The organism is Mycobacteroides immunogenum (assembly GCF_001605725.1).
In the GTDB taxonomy this organism is placed as follows: domain Bacteria; phylum Actinomycetota; class Actinomycetes; order Mycobacteriales; family Mycobacteriaceae; genus Mycobacterium; species Mycobacterium immunogenum.
In genome coordinates, this window is record NZ_CP011530.1 from 3,829,658 (window position 1) to 3,845,501 (window position 15,844).

The 15,844-nt window shown below is 64.1% G+C and carries 23 protein-coding genes and 1 pseudogene; 2 read left to right on the top strand and 22 right to left on the bottom strand.

The annotated features are described in order from the left end of the window. The 9 genes from ABG82_RS18990 to ABG82_RS19030 form a co-directional block, all read right to left on the bottom strand. The gene (locus ABG82_RS18990) at positions 1 to 1,251 is read right to left on the bottom strand and encodes a head maturation protease, ClpP-related (RefSeq protein WP_043077813.1); all 1,251 of its coding nucleotides are present in this window, start codon (positions 1,249 to 1,251) and stop codon (positions 1 to 3) included. After that, positions 1,251 to 2,642: a phage portal protein family protein gene (locus ABG82_RS18995; protein WP_078343307.1), complete on the bottom strand. Its 1,392-nt coding sequence runs from the start codon at positions 2,640 to 2,642 to the stop codon at positions 1,251 to 1,253. The genes ABG82_RS18990 and ABG82_RS18995 overlap by 1 nt, the downstream gene beginning before the upstream one ends. A gap of 14 nt (positions 2,643 to 2,656) precedes the next feature. Continuing rightward, positions 2,657 to 4,246 carry a terminase gene (locus tag ABG82_RS19000; RefSeq protein ID WP_308213291.1) on the bottom strand — a complete coding sequence of 530 codons (1,590 nt, stop codon included), beginning with the start codon at positions 4,244 to 4,246 and terminating at the stop codon, positions 2,657 to 2,659. Next, complete coding sequence (locus tag ABG82_RS19005) at positions 4,218 to 4,619, bottom strand: hypothetical protein (RefSeq protein ID WP_043077811.1); 402 nt, start codon at positions 4,617 to 4,619, stop codon at positions 4,218 to 4,220. Before ABG82_RS19005 ends, ABG82_RS19000 begins: the two co-directional genes overlap by 29 nt. Positions 4,620 to 4,779: 160 nt before the next feature. Further along, complete coding sequence (locus ABG82_RS19010; protein WP_043077810.1) at positions 4,780 to 5,232, bottom strand: ATP-binding protein; 453 nt, start codon at positions 5,230 to 5,232, stop codon at positions 4,780 to 4,782. Continuing rightward, positions 5,229 to 5,624 (bottom strand): hypothetical protein, encoded by a 396-nt coding sequence (locus ABG82_RS19015; RefSeq protein ID WP_043077809.1) that lies wholly within the window; start codon positions 5,622 to 5,624, stop codon positions 5,229 to 5,231. Before ABG82_RS19015 ends, ABG82_RS19010 begins: the two co-directional genes overlap by 4 nt. Further along, a complete protein-coding gene (locus ABG82_RS19020) occupies positions 5,602 to 6,000 on the bottom strand; it encodes a hypothetical protein (RefSeq protein WP_043077808.1) in 399 nt (132 codons plus the stop codon). Before ABG82_RS19020 ends, ABG82_RS19015 begins: the two co-directional genes overlap by 23 nt. Further along, the gene (locus ABG82_RS28465) at positions 5,997 to 6,398 is read right to left on the bottom strand and encodes a hypothetical protein (protein WP_043077807.1); all 402 of its coding nucleotides are present in this window, start codon (positions 6,396 to 6,398) and stop codon (positions 5,997 to 5,999) included. Before ABG82_RS28465 ends, ABG82_RS19020 begins: the two co-directional genes overlap by 4 nt. Further along, positions 6,398 to 6,607 carry a monovalent cation/H(+) antiporter subunit G gene (locus ABG82_RS19030; protein WP_054429051.1) on the bottom strand — a complete coding sequence of 70 codons (210 nt, stop codon included), beginning with the start codon at positions 6,605 to 6,607 and terminating at the stop codon, positions 6,398 to 6,400. Before ABG82_RS19030 ends, ABG82_RS28465 begins: the two co-directional genes overlap by 1 nt. Positions 6,608 to 6,738: 131 nt before the next feature. On the opposite strand from ABG82_RS19030, the gene ABG82_RS19035 reads away from it, so the two are divergent. After that, entirely contained in the window at positions 6,739 to 6,978 is a 240-nt protein-coding gene (locus ABG82_RS19035; protein ID WP_043077805.1) for a DUF2188 domain-containing protein, read from the top strand. 271 nt (positions 6,979 to 7,249) lie between these two features. Next, positions 7,250 to 8,200, top strand: coding sequence for an HNH endonuclease (locus ABG82_RS19040; protein WP_043077804.1), 951 nt, complete (start codon positions 7,250 to 7,252; stop codon positions 8,198 to 8,200). On the opposite strand, the pseudogene ABG82_RS29010 reads toward ABG82_RS19040, so the two are convergent. The 13 genes and pseudogenes from ABG82_RS29010 to ABG82_RS28320 form a co-directional block, all read right to left on the bottom strand. Further along, positions 8,194 to 8,380 (bottom strand): annotated as a pseudogene (locus tag ABG82_RS29010) (hypothetical protein); the annotation flags it as partial. The gene ABG82_RS19040 and the pseudogene ABG82_RS29010 overlap by 7 nt on opposite strands. Before the next feature lie 181 nt (positions 8,381 to 8,561). Then, positions 8,562 to 9,602 carry a hypothetical protein gene (locus ABG82_RS19050; RefSeq protein ID WP_131676255.1) on the bottom strand — a complete coding sequence of 347 codons (1,041 nt, stop codon included), beginning with the start codon at positions 9,600 to 9,602 and terminating at the stop codon, positions 8,562 to 8,564. A 93-nt stretch (positions 9,603 to 9,695) separates the two neighbouring features. Then, positions 9,696 to 10,898: a hypothetical protein gene (locus ABG82_RS19055; RefSeq protein ID WP_162269199.1), complete on the bottom strand. Its 1,203-nt coding sequence runs from the start codon at positions 10,896 to 10,898 to the stop codon at positions 9,696 to 9,698. After that, a complete protein-coding gene (locus tag ABG82_RS29175) occupies positions 10,895 to 11,020 on the bottom strand; it encodes a hypothetical protein (RefSeq protein ID WP_264031310.1) in 126 nt (41 codons plus the stop codon). The genes ABG82_RS19055 and ABG82_RS29175 overlap by 4 nt, the downstream gene beginning before the upstream one ends. Before the next feature lie 187 nt (positions 11,021 to 11,207). Next, positions 11,208 to 11,573: a hypothetical protein gene (locus ABG82_RS19060; RefSeq protein WP_043077802.1), complete on the bottom strand. Its 366-nt coding sequence runs from the start codon at positions 11,571 to 11,573 to the stop codon at positions 11,208 to 11,210. A 69-nt stretch (positions 11,574 to 11,642) separates the two neighbouring features. Next, positions 11,643 to 12,176 (bottom strand): zinc finger domain-containing protein, encoded by a 534-nt coding sequence (locus tag ABG82_RS19065; RefSeq protein WP_052511000.1) that lies wholly within the window; start codon positions 12,174 to 12,176, stop codon positions 11,643 to 11,645. Beyond that, positions 12,173 to 13,003 (bottom strand): hypothetical protein, encoded by an 831-nt coding sequence (locus ABG82_RS28735; RefSeq protein ID WP_043077801.1) that lies wholly within the window; start codon positions 13,001 to 13,003, stop codon positions 12,173 to 12,175. Before ABG82_RS28735 ends, ABG82_RS19065 begins: the two co-directional genes overlap by 4 nt. A gap of 285 nt (positions 13,004 to 13,288) precedes the next feature. After that, positions 13,289 to 13,570: a hypothetical protein gene (locus ABG82_RS19075; RefSeq protein ID WP_043077800.1), complete on the bottom strand. Its 282-nt coding sequence runs from the start codon at positions 13,568 to 13,570 to the stop codon at positions 13,289 to 13,291. Next, a complete protein-coding gene (locus ABG82_RS19080; RefSeq protein ID WP_043077799.1) occupies positions 13,567 to 13,905 on the bottom strand; it encodes a DUF4326 domain-containing protein in 339 nt (112 codons plus the stop codon). The genes ABG82_RS19075 and ABG82_RS19080 overlap by 4 nt, the downstream gene beginning before the upstream one ends. Beyond that, complete coding sequence (locus ABG82_RS19085) at positions 13,898 to 14,230, bottom strand: hypothetical protein (RefSeq protein WP_043077798.1); 333 nt, start codon at positions 14,228 to 14,230, stop codon at positions 13,898 to 13,900. The genes ABG82_RS19080 and ABG82_RS19085 overlap by 8 nt, the downstream gene beginning before the upstream one ends. After that, the gene (locus tag ABG82_RS19090) at positions 14,223 to 15,278 is read right to left on the bottom strand and encodes a DUF5131 family protein (RefSeq protein WP_043077797.1); all 1,056 of its coding nucleotides are present in this window, start codon (positions 15,276 to 15,278) and stop codon (positions 14,223 to 14,225) included. The genes ABG82_RS19085 and ABG82_RS19090 overlap by 8 nt, the downstream gene beginning before the upstream one ends. A gap of 124 nt (positions 15,279 to 15,402) precedes the next feature. Continuing rightward, positions 15,403 to 15,570 (bottom strand): hypothetical protein, encoded by a 168-nt coding sequence (locus ABG82_RS28315; protein ID WP_155772773.1) that lies wholly within the window; start codon positions 15,568 to 15,570, stop codon positions 15,403 to 15,405. Then, entirely contained in the window at positions 15,570 to 15,707 is a 138-nt protein-coding gene (locus tag ABG82_RS28320; RefSeq protein ID WP_155772774.1) for a hypothetical protein, read from the bottom strand. The genes ABG82_RS28315 and ABG82_RS28320 overlap by 1 nt, the downstream gene beginning before the upstream one ends. Positions 15,708 to 15,844 lie beyond the last annotated feature (137 nt).

Genomic DNA, 15,844 nt, shown 5'->3' on the forward strand with positions numbered 1-15,844 from the left:
CTATTCCTTTCCTTCCGAACTCGGCGCGACGGGCGCGGAGTCAAACCAGCTCAGATCGTTGGGCACCGGGCCATCGACAGGCTGTGTGGAATGGCCTGCCTCGGCGTACGGGATCAGGCCGGGTGCCAGTGCGGCCAGCACGGCGCCGTGGCCCTCGCGGTCAGCGGCCAGCGCCTGCAGGTGGTGGGCGCGGCGTGCCGGGGCGATCTTGCCGTCGGCGATGGCCGCATCGACCACGCGCTCGTCGCCCTCGCGCAGCTGCTGTGCCCGCGCCTCGGCGCCCGCCTGCGCGGCAGCGACGGTGGCCTCGTACTGCGCCTTCTCAACCACCGTCAAACCTGCCTTGGTCACCAACGCGGTGGCCTGCTCCAAAGTCGGCGCGGCAGGCGGGGTTTCCTGGTTTTCCTGGCCGTCGTCGGCGCGCTCGTCGAGCGCTTCGGCGGCGGCGGACAGGATGGTCTCGTCAGAAGCGTCGGCGTCGATACCGAGCAGCTTGGCGAGGCCCTCATTCAGGGTTGCCACAAGTGGCTCCTTTCCTCTGTGAACCTCGCCCGCTTCGGGCTGAGGGGTCTTGTTGTGCACCAGCGGTATTCGTGGCACGGGGGCGCACTGGCGGCCGGCATAGCGGAACGCCGACAGATCGAACACCGAGGCGCGCGCGGTAGCCGACTTCGCATCAGGATCGGGGAGCTCGATGACGCGATCGGCCAGACCGGCCGCGACCGCTTCGTCGGCGAGCAGCCAGGTTTCCTCGGCCATCACCGCCAACCAGTCCTGCACGGTGCCGCCTGCGCGGTCGGCGTAGATCTGCGCAATGTTGCTGTTGTGCTGGGCAAGTCGCGCCGCACTCTTCTCCATGTCGCGGGCATCGCCGACACACACCGCCCACGCGTTGTGCACCATCATCTGGCTGCCCCGGTTCATCACGATCTCATCGCCTGCCATCGCGATCACCGATGCGATCGAGGCCGCGAGGCTATCGACCACGACGGTCACCGTGGCCCGGTGATCACGAAGCGCGTTGAGGATGGCGATGCCGTCGAACACCGAGCCGCCGGGGCTGTTGATGCGCACCGTGATGGCGTCGTTGTCGATCCCGGCCAGGTCGCGGACGAACTGTTCGGCGGAAATGCCGTACCACGAATCGATTTCGTCGTAGATCAGCAGCTCGGCCGGTCCGTCATCGCTGGTGGCCGCGCCTCGGATGCTGTACCAGGGCGGGCGCTGGCCTGCCTTGGGCTTCCTGGTCATCACTGTGTGCGATCTCCGTTCGTGCTGTCCGCGGCGCTGCCGGGCTCATCGCCCGGTTCGGCGGCGGGGTCCGTGTCGGTCTCGGGTGCGTTGGGGTCGGGCCCGGGCAGGCCCGTGGCCGAGCGGATGAAGGCCTCAAGACGCGGGTCGGGCGTCAGTAGTCCTGCGTTGACGAGCATTTGCAGCGCGGCGGCGGTGGCGTCCTGGCGTGACCCGATCTCGTCGAACACCAGCAGCGGGGCTGGTTCGTCTTCGCCGAAATTGAGGTCGACCAGATCCTCGACCACATGCGCCTGCGCGGTGTCGCGGATGTCGTCGGCGACGGTCTGCACGGACTGCACAAACGTGTCGGCTTGCACGCTGGCCAGCGCGTACGAGCCGCCCTTGCCATCCAGATTCAGGAAGTGCGCCAACGCAACCAGGGCCATCTGGTGGTCGTGGTACTCGATCGCACGCCGCGGGTCCATCGGGGTGCCCTGCGGCGACATGATGCCGGCCTCTTCGCCCTCGGTCAGGGCCAGACCGGCTGATTCGCCGCCGCTGTACTTCGAGGCTATGTCCAGCAGCGCATCCATGCGGTCGTCGTCTTGCGAATCGGTTTCGTTGCCCTTGATCCACGGCACGCCGATGCCGTGGCGTCGGGCAGCGGCGGCCTCGATGCGCATCAGCTCGTCTTTGAGCTTCCAATGCTTGTAGGCGGGCCGTAGCAGGCTGTTGCCGATCCACACCCCCGGATCGGGTTCGTGCGCATACACGACGAGCCGGTTGACGGGAATAGTCGAATCCAGCGGTCCACCAACCGGTATCGCCAACCCGCGCGAGGTCACGGTGAACGCGCTGGAGGGCTGTTGTTCGATCGAGACCAGGCCGCCGTCGCGGTCGACGTTCCACTTGGCGATGGTGGCCTGGGGGCGCGGGGCGAGCTTGCGCAGCACCGCACGGGCACCTGCGCCTTCGCCGTCGAGGCGGTAGACCTGCTCGAACACCGCATGCCCATACCGCAATGCCATGAGGGCCTGCTGTAGGTGTTTATCCCAGGAGAACCGGCCACGGGTCCGCGCCTGGGGTTCGTCCTGCTCGGTGGCGCCCTCGATGGGCAGGCCCAGATTGCGGGCGATGAACTCGGTGACCTCATCGGTGGCGCCGTTTTGACGGATGCGCCACGCGGTGCGCCGGATCGGCAGCCCAATCGCCCTCAGCACCGACGCAATTCGCGCGTCCTCGCGGACCATGCGTGTGTAGGTCCACACCGATAGCGGCCAGATCAGGTCGGTGGTCTGCTCGAATTGGTCGGTAGGCCCACCCCAGCCCGTCGCGCCGGCCGAGCTCAGCACGTAACCCTGTTCAGAGCGCGGGGCGGCGGTCTTCTTCGGTGCTGTCTGATCAGCCATGCTCGCCCCCTTTCCTAGAATGCGGCGCTCATCGCGTCGAAATCGGCGCTATTCCGGTGTGATTGGTGCTCTCGCGTGGCCCCGGTGCGTGCACCGACGGTCTTGGCGGGTGCCTTGGTTCCGTACTTACGTAGGGCCCAGTGCGCCATGGACACGTTCATCAGCGGCATGCCCGCACCGCCCGGTTCCTCGGTCCAGACGAAATCGCCGCCGGGCAGCTCGCGCATGCTGGCGGTGGCCACCTCGTCGTTGAGTACCGCTTGATCGCTGTGCGACAACCTGACGGCATCGGCGTCGGCCAGAAAACCGCTGCAGGACTGGGCGATCTCGGACGTGCCGATCATCAGCGGTTCGATACCGGCCGCGATGAGCAGCGGCTCAAGTACCTGCGCGGTGTTCTTACGGTCGATCACCAGCGCTACCGGGTTCCACGCGGTGACCTTGGCGACCAGATATTCGGCGATCTGCGAATGGGTCCCGGTGCGCAGCGGTGCCACCTCGACGTGGATATTGCCGTCCTGGGCCATCTGCGCGGCGCTGATCGACCACACCTGACGATTCCAGGACCGCCGCACCGCGATGGTGCGTGCCCCCGTGAGCTTGGCCTCGGCGTTCGCCATGTCGCTCCAGTTCGGAATCGGCGAGCCGACCTCGTCCCCATCGGGCGGATAGTCGCCAATCCCGAGGTAGTCGGCGGTGAAGATCGCCCGCTGTTCGGCGGTACGGGCCTTGCGCCGCTTGGCTTCCAGCTCCTGCTCATCACCCACAACGCCCAAAGACGGGTGTGCCAGGCGGTAGGCGTCGATATCGCCGAGCTCGGTGCCCTCCGGTACCGCATACAGGGCGTAGTACAGATCCGGGGACCGCTTGTGCCCCAGGTTGTGCATCCCGGTGAGGATCTGGCAGTTCGGGTGCACCGCGGCCACCGGAGGCGTTGAGACATACCAGATCTGCGGGCCGGTCGACTTGGTCGAGGCGCGGGTCGCGCCGGTCAAGCTGGCCTCGGCTTGGGCGGTGAGGTCGTAGGCCTCATCGAGGATCAGCAGATCCACCTCGGTCAGGCCGCGCCCGAACTTGGCGGTGCGCGGCCCGAACTTGGCTTCGCCGTTGCCGAGCTTGATCAGGCCGCGGTTGCCGGCCGAGGTTGGCTCGGATCGCAGACGCTTCTTCAAAGACGGGATGCGCTCGATGACATCGACGCATCGGCCAAACACATCCTTGGCCGTCTCCCACTCCTGGGCGGTGTAGGCGATCTTCTCCCCCAGCACCAGCATTCCGAAGATGATGCGTAGCACCACAATCAGGGTCTTGCCGTTCTGGCGCGGGCACTCGATGCACACATCGCGGTGCGTCCAGACCCGATCGCCCCACTCGTTGGGCTCCTGCAGCGAGAGCACCGCACGCAAGGTGAGCCACTGCCAGGGCATGCAGCGCACACCGATCCGCGACCCCAAGCGCGCCGCGCGATCACCCCACGACTCATCGCCAGGGTGGCGGGACTCGAAACGTGGTGTCTGACTGCCCTTCAGGCGTGGCCACAAGCCGATGAACTCTGGCCACTGGCGCGCCGCCGGGTCAGATACCGGCAAGCACGTCGTCATCATCAGGATCAGCCGGCAGCGCGGCGCGCTGACGATAGACCTCGGTGATCAGCTTGCGCATCTGCTCGGCCTGCTGGCGCTGTTGCACCAGCACGTTGTTCACCACAACCTCGACGGTCTTAGCGCCGATCTTGAGCTGTAGCCAGGCCTCCCGGTCGCCGTCCAGCAGGGCGTTGAGCCGGGCCAGGTAGTCGGCGGCGTACCCGGCCTGCTCAATGATGAGCTGTAGCGGGTACGGGTCGTCGTCTTGCGAGAGTTCCTCGATGAGCCGCTGCCCGACGGTCTTCTGCGGGACCGGTGGCCGACACGTTGCCCGTTTAGCTGGAGACTTTGCTGACTTCGCGGTGGCCTTCGCTGGCTTGGCTGTCACGGTCATCGCGCGCCGCGTTCAAAAAAAACCTGACGGGAGCCTCCGGGGGTCAGGAAGGCCCCCCACCCGGACATTTTCGGGGGGAGGGGCCCTGACCTGCGGTTATGACCCTTCGGGGCGTGTGTATCGGTGCAGGTCAGTACGTTTTCAGCCTTTCGGCTGGCCATCACCACGACATCACACCTCCATCATGTTTGCTGGCAGGGTCGGTATGTTTGCTGTGGGACTGCTCGGCGTACCAGTGTTTTGCTGCCTGCGCCATGCGCCAGGGTCGCTCGGCCTTGCACCGGGCCATGACCACGCCCTGACCTGGATCGATGGTGATGACCTGCGCGCCAGCAGCCCGGTAGCGCGCGAGCAGGCCCTCGCCGGGCATCGAATGGATCAGGTACACGTCGCACTGATCGGCCAGCATTAGCGCGGTGTCGATCGCGGCTAGCCGTGCGGCCTTGGTGACCGCGCGGATGTGCTGCGGCGGGTCGTGCGGGTCGCCGCCCGCCGGGGTGAGCACCGAAGCGATGGCGTCGTAGTCGATGGTGATGTCGCCGTGGCGGGCGTTCTGGCGCACCCAGGTGGACTTGCCGGCCGCCGGCGGGCCAGTCACCAGATACAGGGTCACCAGTCCATCGCCAGGTTGTCGGCAGTGACGATGGCCGCGGCGGTGGTGATGCCCAGTGTCGCAAGGGCTGTCGACCACTGCGAGGGGTGAACGTCGAGTACCGCGGGCCGGTGGGCGTCGTGGCGGCCGTCTTGGCGTTGGCTGTTGCATACGCCGTGCAGCAGCCGATCGGCGCGTTGCCCACCGAATGCCCGAGCCTGGCTATGGTCAGCGGCCAGCTGCTTGCGGTCCCAGTTGCGTTCCAGCAAGGGCGCTTTGAACATGGGCAGTGCGCACCACCAGCACAGCGTGCCGTCGACGTGGCGACGTAGCAGGCCCTCGGCGTGCTGTTGGTGTTTCCAGCCCAGACCGCGATCGGTGGTGCTGGCCTTACGGCCGGGCCTCGGCGACATAGGGCTCATCCATGGTCAGCACATCCGGCGAGAACCCTTGGCGCCCGGGGCTTGTGTCGGCCTCGGCGCGGGCAGGCGGGGCGGTCGGCGATGGCATGACCTGCGCGGGTACGACGGATGGCTCGCTGCCGTCCTGCTCGACATCGAGCGTCCAACCCTTGGCGTGGGTGGTGATGGTCATCGTGGTGTTGCCGGTGGGCTGTCCCAGCCCGGCGAGCGTCGCCGTCTGGGCAAGGGTGGCCATGACAGCCAGACCCCAACCCTGCCCGCCTGATTGACGCTTGAGGTCGGGGAGGTTGGGCGGCGTCGCGCGCCAGGTGCCAGGGTCGGCGTCCATCAGGGTCTTGCCGTCAACGGTGATCTTGATATGACTCATGGGGCTGCAATCTTTCTCAGAAGGCGGGCATCGATCGTCACGTCATTGGTCTTGCCGACGGTGAGCACCAGCAGGGGATTGGTGCGCTGATGGTCGGCGCGGTCCCACAGCGTGACGATGCGTGTGCCGTCCGGCGCTTCTGCGGCGTCCTGGCGCAGCTGCGCCGCATCGGCTTTCGTGAGCGTCACGAACTCGGCGGTGATGACCGACTCCAGTGCCTCGGCCCACATCTTGGCGGCCTGGCCGACCATTTCCTCGGCTTGCTCATCGGACATCCCGGTTGTGCGGAACCCGGGAATTGGGATAGTCCGCGGGCCCGAATTCGCATCGCCGGGATGCGGTAGTGCACCGGATGCCAACGTGCGGGTGAGCAGATCCACCAACAGCTGGTTGGTCATCAGAGATCCCGCATGCGCCGCGAGAGCTGTTCGCCGTCAGCCTTCCCTGCGGCGGACATCCTCGCGTACGCATCCCTTAGGCGGCGCTCTGCGTCATCGATGGTGCAGTGAGTGCTGTTGACGGTGATGTTCGTGACGCTGGTGCGCTGGCCTGCCGGATCAAGCTTGTCGGCAAGCCTGCGCAGTGCGCGGGCAATGGTGCGTTTCATGGTGATCTCCCGGGCTGTCGGAGCACGCACGGCGGAACGTGCGCATTTGGTTGTGCGAATTCGCCTCGACGTGGCAGCCCGCCTGCGTACGCTCCGCTCACCGATCAAGATCAGCAGAGGGAGGCCGTGCGGTGAGCAATCCAAACGATCGACATGTCGTGCCCAACCCGGATGGCGGCTGGGATGTCAAGAAGGCCGACGCGGAGAGGTCCAGCGGACATTTCGACCGTCAGGTCGACGCGGAGAAACGCGCCAAGGAGATTGTCGGGAACCTCGGTGGCGGCGAGCTTTTGATCCACGACAAGAAGGGCAAGGTCCGCGAGAAGAACACCGTGCCGCCGGGGAATGACCCGCGCCGGTCAAAGGGCTAGCGAGGCCACCCCGTACAACGAAGAAACCCCAGCTAGGCCGGGGTTTTCATGCAGCGGACATAGTGGTCCCACCGACATGTTGAGCGCCATTTTGCCATACGCGCAGGTCGGGAGGGCTATCCAAGGCCCAGCGTGTCGCACGCGAGGCGCTGGGCCGCCGGCACTCCCGGCCTGATCAAAAGCTTGATTTCAGGAAGGCCCGGAAATTAGCGCCGTGCGTCGCTACAGTTCCAAGCGTTCAACGGAACGCATGTGAGGATCGCGGACGGGTATGGATGCCATTATTACGATTGCCGCTGTCCTCGTGGGGGCATTCGGCTTGTTCTGGGCTGTTACGTTCATCCTCAGAGAGGTGTACTTCCGTAGCCCAGAGTTCTTGGCGCACAAGAACAACATCGCGACATTCGTCGCAGAGCACAACGAACTTGCCGCCTACACCCAGGAAATTCGCAGCAAGGGATTATTCCAACTCGGCTTCTCGCCCACGGGCATGCATGCGCACCTCGCATCGTTCCAGAACACTAGCCATTGGAACTACCACCGCGACCGAAATATGGCGAGCTATCAAGCACCTAACGTGCACAACTGCTCGCTGCAAGTCGTGCGCAACGCTAGCGCCGACCCCCTCAAGTACTTGATGAAGTACTTCAACATCAAGCCAAATGAGACCCAACTCGCCCAGGCCGAAGATCTAGGTAATAGCATCACCCGACTCGAAGCCGCCCTCGCCAACCTTCAACAGCGCGAGCAGGTCATCACCGAATCGATCAACCCGCCGGCGTTTATTCTCTGGCTCTACAAGGATGCGTTCATGCGGCATGTGGGGGTGAACCTGTCAACGATTACCGTTCCGTACCCCGTGTACATTTTTGAGTACGTCAGCGCGGGCGGAAATAGCTCTCAGCGAGCCACCATCACGTTGAATGCCCCAACGATCGACGTGCTCGTAGAAACCCTTTCGCAGAAGATCCGATGGCGAAAGAGCGTCGCCGGGCAGCGCGCCATGATGACCTCCAGACTGCGCGCAACCATCAAGTCCCGAGACAACTACACGTGCCAATCTTGTTCGGTGTCCCTCGCCGCTGAGCCGCACCTCCTTCTTGAGGTGGACCACATCATTCCGGTATCCAAGGGCGGCATGACAGCCGTGGAGAACCTGCAGACGCTGTGCTGGCGCTGCAACCGAACCAAATCGAACAAGCTAACGCCCCGTAATCAGTGAGCATCACCGCGCTTGTTGCGCTGCCATGCAGTGTGTGCGGCCGCGAGCGCCGAGGCTAGGGCGGGGGCATCCTGCATGGGAAGGATGGACGGGACGTTGGCTATGGCCACCTCGTCGCCCCGTGGCGAAGATACGCACTTCGCCGTCAGCCCACGGTCGCGCGGTGATCGGTACACGGACAAGGCTAGATCGCGACCATCGTCTACGCGCAGGCGCAGGTTGCCGACATTCGGCACCGACGGTCACCTTGCGCGTGAGGCTGAACAGGTTCGGGATGCCTCTCGATGATCTCGCCGATGGCCTTGCGCGCGTCCATGGGGCTGGTTCTACGCCAGGGGGCCGAAATCGCCCTGATGCACGTTTAGTGGAATACCTCCCGAAATGCCTCACGGGTCACCTGCCAGAGGTTGGAGTCTGATTTTTCGCCTCGCGTCCTCCACCCATCGATAACAGCCTGTCGAACCGTTGGCCACTCGTCCCGGTCCTGGTTGCACCATCGCTGGTAGTAGGAGCCTTCACGGAATGAATCTCCCTCGCGCCGCAGCCCTAGAACAATGCGGAATTTAACAATCCACGGTATAGCCGTGGCCACGGAATTACAGACAGTCGCATACCACTGGATAGCTACCACACTGACGCTAATAACACCGAACAGGTGGTGGAGATTGGCGGGGTATGCAAACTTTGAAGCATCCGCGAGAAAGCGGGCTATGTTCACACCATAATAGAAAGCCAGCCCAGTTATTGCTAGGCCAAGCCATGGTTTATAGATTGAAACAATCTTCATAATCCAGAACCATGTAGTGAATGTGAGTAAGTATATTCCGATCTGAGTGAGCCAGAAGCACAGTATCAGTATCCAAAGTACTGTGGATAGCATGAACTGGATGCCGAACAGCAGCCCCATTCGTGCGACGGCGAATAGCAGTAGGGCGGACCATACGGTGTAAAGAAGCAGGGCTATGCAATACCCCGCTTTGCGCCAGCCAGATGAATCTCGGATATGCGGTGAGATTTTCTTCCGCGCGAATACTACGAGAACTGGCAGATATATTATCGCCCCCAGTAAGGAATAACCATTCGGATAGAATGCCAGGTCGCCACTAACCCGCGCGAACAGACGAGGAATGTGAATCACCTCAAGTTCGGCAATCTTCATCGCGGTCACGTTTAGCATCCAGGGCGAGGCGATCAAAAGTAAATAGCTAAATAAAAGCAGCGGTAAAGCACGGTAGAACTTGGCGGCCTGGCCTTGTGCCCTCAGGTGATCGCCGACCTCCTTCTGCCACCGGTAGTAGGTCTTAGCTGTGTCTACCAAGCTTCGGACGCTGAGCATGAATCGCTCCAGTGGCGAGTGGGGGCCTTTTCCTGCACTGTCGATTGAATTGGCCGGTAACTCCATGCGTGCTCCCGTGGGTTATGCGTCCTCCTAACGGTGTTGGAGTGCGCTTGGCCGAAGTATGCGGGTTGGGTCCGACACTTCGACTTCTTCAGTTCACCCACGCTCCCTGGCGTTGCGGGGCCGCTCGGCACGCACCGTGCGTACGTCGCCTATGCGAACCATCTGGTGACCGTGGGCGTCGTATCCGCGGACCGGCACCTGCCCGTTCTGTATCCAGCGTTCGATCGTCCGCTGCGGCACGTGCTCGTCGAGGCGAGGCAGCACCACGTCGACGAGCTCGCGCACGGTGGCATTGCGATCGTCGAGCTCGCCGAGGTTGCGGGCCAGCACATCGGCCACGACATGCGCGGTGTCGCATTGCGGGCACACGATCGTGCCGCTGTGACTTGGCGCCATGAGTGCATACCCGCACCGGGTCGTGCTGTCGCCCTTCTCGGCTCGCTCCTTTAGCACCTTGCCGGGCGCCGGGTCGGTGATACACGGCCCCAGGGTCATTGGCTCTGGTGGCCGGTTGACCACCCGGGCCGCAGCTCGGTACACGTGCTCGATCTCGTCGCAGATCTCGGCGCCGTTCTCCTGCAGGGCAATATCGGCGGCGTGGTTGTACAGCCACTTGGCCATTCGCGCGGTCGTCGCGATCGAGAGTGTGTCCTCTCCGCGCCTTCCGGCGTAGGTCACGCGCAGCTTGGCCGCGGGGGCTTCGTCCGGCGTCTGCAGCTCCGGGGCGCCGTCGCAGTCGTCACACAAGGGCCCTGACACCGAGGTCGGCAGTGTCACGAAGCAACGCCGACATGCGCCGGCCCGGGCGGGCGGCGCGGAATCGACGTTGAACTCAACCGGCGGCGTGCTCTCCAGCTCGCCGATTGGCAACGGCGTTGGCCTCGTGCGGAACTCGGGCACCTCGATCCCGCGTGTTTCGCACATGTCTCGGATCGTGGTCGACAACGCGTTGCCGATCCTGTCCAGCTCGTCGCTGGCGCGTCCGTTGACGCGGCCGAGCGCCAGGGCATGCCAGAGTGCGGCCTGGTGCCGGTCCCGGTGGTCCCTCGGAGTTGGGGTGGTGTCCTTGTCGCGCGGAAACGGCTCGACGTGGCTCACGAGCGTGTCGTCGCCATGCAGCACGTCCCGACCCTCGCCCTTGCGGGCCCCATCCCCAAGGTTCGCCTGCCCGACGGCGGTCTCCGTGAGTCGATCGAGCCACCATGGCAGGTCGGCCAGCCGCTTGCGCAGCTCCGATATGCAGGCCTTGCATACAAACAGATCGGTTGCGCGCTCACAACGCTTGCACTTGGTCAACGGTTGAATCCCCTTACCATTTCGGTGAATTGGACATCGATATCGATCTGTTCGATCTGCTGGAGTAGGCGGCGCTGCCAGGGCTGTAGCGGCATACCGAGGTGCACACACATCTGCACCATCCGGTCAGCGTCGCCGTGCCTCAACGCGCACCGCCCGACCTAAACCACGGTGCGCGGGCCAGCCAGCGCTTACCGCAGGGGCATTCGACGACAACACCGTGCCTTCTGGAGGTGTTCGACTTCCCGAACTCGACCCATATCGCTCCGTGACGGAGAACCAGTTCGTGCCAAAGGATTACCAGAGTGTTCATCGCACACACCCGGCCGCGAATGCCGCGAACGCTTCGGTGCTGGTGTCGAATCGGCACCAGGTCTCATATCCGTGCGTCTGACGCTTCTCGATGCGCCACTCCCCATCGCGCTTGCGGATCCGCCACGGCGCCGGTGGACGGTTCGGCCAGAACGCCCTGGCGAACTCGATGCGCCAGGGCTCGGTGCTGTCGCCGCGTCCGAAGTGTGGGTTGGCCGACCTGCCAGCTCGCGGCTCGTCGTGCACCGCGTCGTCGTACCAGTAGCCCTCGGCCAGCGTGCCGTCGTCGAGCTGCACGGCCACGCGGTCGCCGTCCGTCAGTCCGGGGCAGGTGAACCACTCGGGGCTTGCTTTCTGGGTCATCGTGTCTCCGTTCGCATATCGATTCCTGGGGCTGTGGTGAACGCTGGTGGGCGTTCGGGGGGTTGGTGACTATCCGGTAAGGGGTGGATGTTCTGCGGGCTCTACAGCCTCGGTTCGTGAGGGGTGGAACGCGCCGCCCTTGAGGGGCTTGCCGTCGTGGTTGACGCACGGGTGGCCAGCCTTCGCACGACACGACACCCACGGGCACCTGATGGCCATCTCGGGGTGCGCCGGGCCGGATCCCACACTCGGACGGACGAACTGGCGCAGGGGCTTGCCAACGGCTTCGACGAGCTCGCCGAGCCGCTCACGGTTGCGTGCTTCCAGGGCGAGGTCGCGCTGGTCCTCGCGGGCCCGGCGGTCGTCGGCACTTTCGCGGGCGAGCTCGTCGCGGCGCTTGGCCTTGACGCGGGCGTAGATGTGGCCGGGCTGCAGCCAGACATCCGGGCACTCGCGCAGGTGATCTCGCACGGCGTTGACCGCCATGTCGAACGGCAGATCGCCAATCACGGCCTGCCACACGTCGACATCGGCCTTGCCCACCGTGCGCCGGTCTGCGGCCACGACGGCGGTCAGCACGTCGATCACCTCGTCGCGGGTCATTCCAGCTCCAATCGACCGTTCGACTTGAGTGCTTGGGCTTGGGCAACGCGCAGGTCGGAGGTCGACTGGGCGGGACCGTTGGCCGCCTTGCGGTCTCGTTCGGCAGCCGCGGTTTTCGGCGATGCGAGCCAGGATGCGAACGCGGCGTCCCAGTTGGCCACGATGCGGCCCTGCATCAGGGCGTGGTTCCGGAACGACTCGGCGGCGCCGTCGAGATCGGTGATGCCGAGCGCCTTGGCTTTGGATCGGTGAACCAGGTTCGGCTCCCAGTCGTCCGGGATCACCGACAGCGGTGGGGCGATCGGCTCGACGGGCGTGAGCGGATCGGCGTCGCGCTCGCGCGCGTTCTCTCTCTTTTGTTCTGTTCCCCTGTTCCCCTGTTCCCCTGTTCCAGGCGCTAGGGTCTCGCGAGACTTTCGCGAGGATTTCGCCGAACTTCGCGAACGGGAAGGCTTTTCGCTGGTCGGATGGGCAATCGTGCCGTCAGGCAACGGATACCGAGGAACATTCGGGTGATCGATGCGTTGATGCTCCGCCCACCCGTTGACGAACAGAAATGACCGCCCGGCGACCTCATAACGAACAATGGAAAACCGTTCGGCAAGTTGCTGCAACCCTCGCGAAACCCTCGCGAATGTCTCGCTAGGGTCTCGCTCCAAGTCGTCGGCGAACAAGTCCGCGGCGATGTTCGACACCCGATCGACACCGACCCCGTTGTCGTCGACGTACGACCACAAGCCGATGAACAACAGCCGCGTGGCCCAGTCCTCGATAGCGCTGATGTCCTGTGAGCGCCAGAACTCGGGCTTGATGGAACGGATACGCATTACCTCTCCTGATTCACGATTTCGTGCATGTACCCAGCCTGGGACACCGCAGATGCCCTTTCTCACCTCAATTTCGGACCGCTCCGCCTACTGTCGCTCAGAAATGGATTCCTTGGGATGACGCGCCGTACGGGTGCGAAATCGGTCAGTTCGCTTGACATCACGCACCCCTCCGATACTTCGTATGGCATTCGTCGCACCGCGGCCGACCGGGGCTGTGCGGCTTGGTCAGGCAGTCGATGCACAGACCGGCGCGGTAGGCGGCTGAGCTCTCACGGGTGCGGGTCATGGCATCGGCCAGTCGTCGATCGAGATCTCGGGGTCGTTCGTCTTCGCACCGAACATCAGTGGCGAACCGTCCGCGTTGTACATGGCGATCGCACTCCAGCCGTTGCGACGGATGCAGGTGTACTCAGCACCGTTGACAGGCGCATGTGCACTCCACGTTGGCATTAGGCGACACATCCGCCCGATGGACGTCCACCGGCGACCCCAATAGATGAGCGCGCAGCGGTGCGGTATCCGGTTGCGCCACACGACGACCAGGGGCTCGGGGGGTTGCTTCATCGGTTGGCAAGCTCCAGTAACACGTCGGCATGACACGGCGAATCCGGCGAGCACCAGCACGCGAGGTCGCGGCCACCAAGCTCCACCCGAATCTGCTCAATGAGCCCGGGTCGTCCGATCACCCAGATACGGAACAACAGCACGGCGATCTCGGGCGTGATGTCGTGGCCGTACGCGTACCACTGGCCCGGCGAGAACGGGGTGCCCTGCGCCTCGATCCTGAACTGGTCGCCGACGCGGAATGGGTTGCCCCAGTCGGTTCCACGCGTGACGGTCACGGCGCCTTCGGGCTTGCGCCAGCCCTTCGTGCGCCGCAACTGGATACGCTCAGGCATGGTCGTCTCCCGGGGTGTAGAGCACGCGAGCTGGGAGCTGCGACTTCACCTCGGCGCGGTCGGTTAGCAATCGCTCGCCCAGGCACCAGAAGTGGTCGGCCTTCCAGAGCGGCAAGCTGCGCGGCGCATCTCGTTGTATGACGGTGCAGGACGGCAGCGAGTCCAGCTGCGAGGGGGTTTCGATGCGGGGATGCAGTTCGGTGTCGATCTTGGCGGCGAGCTCGTCAATCGCGTGTTCGTAATCCCATGTCGGCGTGTAGTCGTTCGGGAGTAGAACGCCAGCGCAGCGCAAGATCGCGGCGATACAGTCAATGCGGTCAGGCATTGGTCACCGCCTCTGGATACTGGTCCCATGTGCGCCCGTCCAGCTCGCGGCCGGCGCGCTTCTTGCCGACGCGCTGCATGGTGGCACCCGATTCCTTGTGCTCGCTGGCCGCATCCGCGAGGGCAATAGATCCACTGCCGTCCGTGTACACGAATCGGTCTGCGGTGGTGGAGTATCCGCGTATGCCACGGCTGGTCGGCTCGTGCTCGCCCCACTGCTTGAACAGGAACGGCACGTCAGCCGCCACGCACTGATCGCGCAGCGACCGCACCCAGTCGGGATGCATCGGCCTTGCGCCGGGCCCAGACTCGCCGCCGACGATCACCCAGTCGATGAAACCGACGCCGTTGGACTTGCCGATGCGACGACCGATCGCGTTGTTCTCTGGGGACGGCTCACGCATGACCGGATGTAGCCAATGCTGTTTCATTACAACCGGTCCGAGCAAAGGCTCGCCGCTAATTCCGCGCACTGCTGCTGGGGTATCTAGCAGCACGGGGATACGCAGCTCCGCCCGTTTCTGGTCTTCGACGCTCACAATCAGTTGCACGTTGTCCAGCACCTTGAACTGCCCACGTGCGAAACCGTCGAGTGCGGCCATGATCGCAATGTCGTTGATACGGAGCGGGTTGCCGTGGTCCAGCATCGAGTTGATGGCCATGTACACCAGGCCTGCAAATCTCGACGATCCTACGAGTGAGTGCATGCGTCCGTGACGCTTGGTGAGCAGCTGGAACGTGTGGTGCGGCGCGAGCGCCATTATCGCCCAAACGGACGCGACATACTCGTCAGGAACCCTGTCGTGGAACAGGTCTGACATCGAGTTAACGAACACCTTGCGCGGTTTGGTCCAGCGCAGCGGCAAGTCGAGCTTGTCGGGTCGCAGCTGCACGTCGAACCCGGTGGCGAAGTAGTGGCCCTCGGTTCCGCGCCAGCGTTCGGCGAATGTTTCGGCGTAGCAGTGATCGCAGCCGGGAGATACCTTGTCGCAGCCTGTAACTGGATTCCAGGTCGCATCTGTCCATTCGATGCCGGTCTTGTCGCCCATCACTCACCCCTTCTGTATTTCGTATGGCATTCGTCGCACCGCGGCCGACCGGGGCTGTGCGGCTTGGTCAGGCAGTCGATGCACCGGCCGTCGCGGTAGGCGGCTGAGCTCTCACGGGTGCGGGTCATTGAATGACCAGCCCCACTAGCGCGGCATCCACAAGCACGAGCGCATGGGTAGTGACGAGCCAGACGATCTCAGCCCAGCTGTATCGAAGTGCTTGTACGAACGCATGCCAGGACAGCCATGTGGCGATCACGGTGAGCGTGAGGGCGAATGCGGGCCAATTCATCAGAACTCCATCGCGTCGCGCAGCTCGGGGCATCCGCCGCGCTGGTCGCAGCCGAGGCGCCGCGCCTTGTCGGCCGGGGTGAGCTCACCGAAGCATCGGCACAGCACGAACTCGTCGTCTTGGTCGTCACCCATCATTTCCTCCACCTTTCTGCACATGTGTTGCAACGGAATTCAGCGCCTCGTCGGGTAACGAGGTCGCCTGGCTGAATCTGAATCCCACAGCCGCCGTGGCACTTCTCGCGCTGTGGTGCGTAGTAGCGGTAGATCGGCTC

What these genes read in the sequence shown, in the direction of transcription:
- ABG82_RS18990 (WP_043077813.1), bottom strand. Translation starts at nt 1,251, where the DNA reads ATGACCAGGAAGCCCAAGGCAGGCCAGCGCCCGCCCTGGTACAGCATC.
- ABG82_RS18995 (WP_078343307.1), bottom strand. Translation starts at nt 2,642, where the DNA reads ATGGCTGATCAGACAGCACCGAAGAAGACCGCCGCCCCGCGCTCTGAA.
- ABG82_RS19000 (WP_308213291.1), bottom strand. Translation starts at nt 4,246, where the DNA reads ATGATGACGACGTGCTTGCCGGTATCTGACCCGGCGGCGCGCCAGTGG.
- ABG82_RS19005 (WP_043077811.1), bottom strand. Translation starts at nt 4,619, where the DNA reads ATGACCGTGACAGCCAAGCCAGCGAAGGCCACCGCGAAGTCAGCAAAG.
- ABG82_RS19015 (WP_043077809.1), bottom strand. Translation starts at nt 5,624, where the DNA reads ATGTCGCCGAGGCCCGGCCGTAAGGCCAGCACCACCGATCGCGGTCTG.
- ABG82_RS19020 (WP_043077808.1), bottom strand. Translation starts at nt 6,000, where the DNA reads ATGAGTCATATCAAGATCACCGTTGACGGCAAGACCCTGATGGACGCC.
- ABG82_RS28465 (WP_043077807.1), bottom strand. Translation starts at nt 6,398, where the DNA reads ATGACCAACCAGCTGTTGGTGGATCTGCTCACCCGCACGTTGGCATCC.
- ABG82_RS19030 (WP_054429051.1), bottom strand. Translation starts at nt 6,607, where the DNA reads ATGAAACGCACCATTGCCCGCGCACTGCGCAGGCTTGCCGACAAGCTT.
- ABG82_RS19040 (WP_043077804.1), top strand. Translation starts at nt 7,250, where the DNA reads ATGGATGCCATTATTACGATTGCCGCTGTCCTCGTGGGGGCATTCGGC.
- ABG82_RS19050 (WP_131676255.1), bottom strand. Translation starts at nt 9,602, where the DNA reads ATGGAGTTACCGGCCAATTCAATCGACAGTGCAGGAAAAGGCCCCCAC.
- ABG82_RS29175 (WP_264031310.1), bottom strand. Translation starts at nt 11,020, where the DNA reads ATGGTGCAGATGTGTGTGCACCTCGGTATGCCGCTACAGCCCTGGCAG.
- ABG82_RS19060 (WP_043077802.1), bottom strand. Translation starts at nt 11,573, where the DNA reads ATGACCCAGAAAGCAAGCCCCGAGTGGTTCACCTGCCCCGGACTGACG.
- ABG82_RS19065 (WP_052511000.1), bottom strand. Translation starts at nt 12,176, where the DNA reads ATGACCCGCGACGAGGTGATCGACGTGCTGACCGCCGTCGTGGCCGCA.
- ABG82_RS28735 (WP_043077801.1), bottom strand. Translation starts at nt 13,003, where the DNA reads ATGCGTATCCGTTCCATCAAGCCCGAGTTCTGGCGCTCACAGGACATC.
- ABG82_RS19075 (WP_043077800.1), bottom strand. Translation starts at nt 13,570, where the DNA reads ATGAAGCAACCCCCCGAGCCCCTGGTCGTCGTGTGGCGCAACCGGATA.
- ABG82_RS19080 (WP_043077799.1), bottom strand. Translation starts at nt 13,905, where the DNA reads ATGCCTGAGCGTATCCAGTTGCGGCGCACGAAGGGCTGGCGCAAGCCC.
- ABG82_RS19085 (WP_043077798.1), bottom strand. Translation starts at nt 14,230, where the DNA reads ATGCCTGACCGCATTGACTGTATCGCCGCGATCTTGCGCTGCGCTGGC.
- ABG82_RS19090 (WP_043077797.1), bottom strand. Translation starts at nt 15,278, where the DNA reads ATGGGCGACAAGACCGGCATCGAATGGACAGATGCGACCTGGAATCCA.
- ABG82_RS28315 (WP_155772773.1), bottom strand. Translation starts at nt 15,570, where the DNA reads ATGAATTGGCCCGCATTCGCCCTCACGCTCACCGTGATCGCCACATGG.
- ABG82_RS28320 (WP_155772774.1), bottom strand. Translation starts at nt 15,707, where the DNA reads ATGATGGGTGACGACCAAGACGACGAGTTCGTGCTGTGCCGATGCTTC.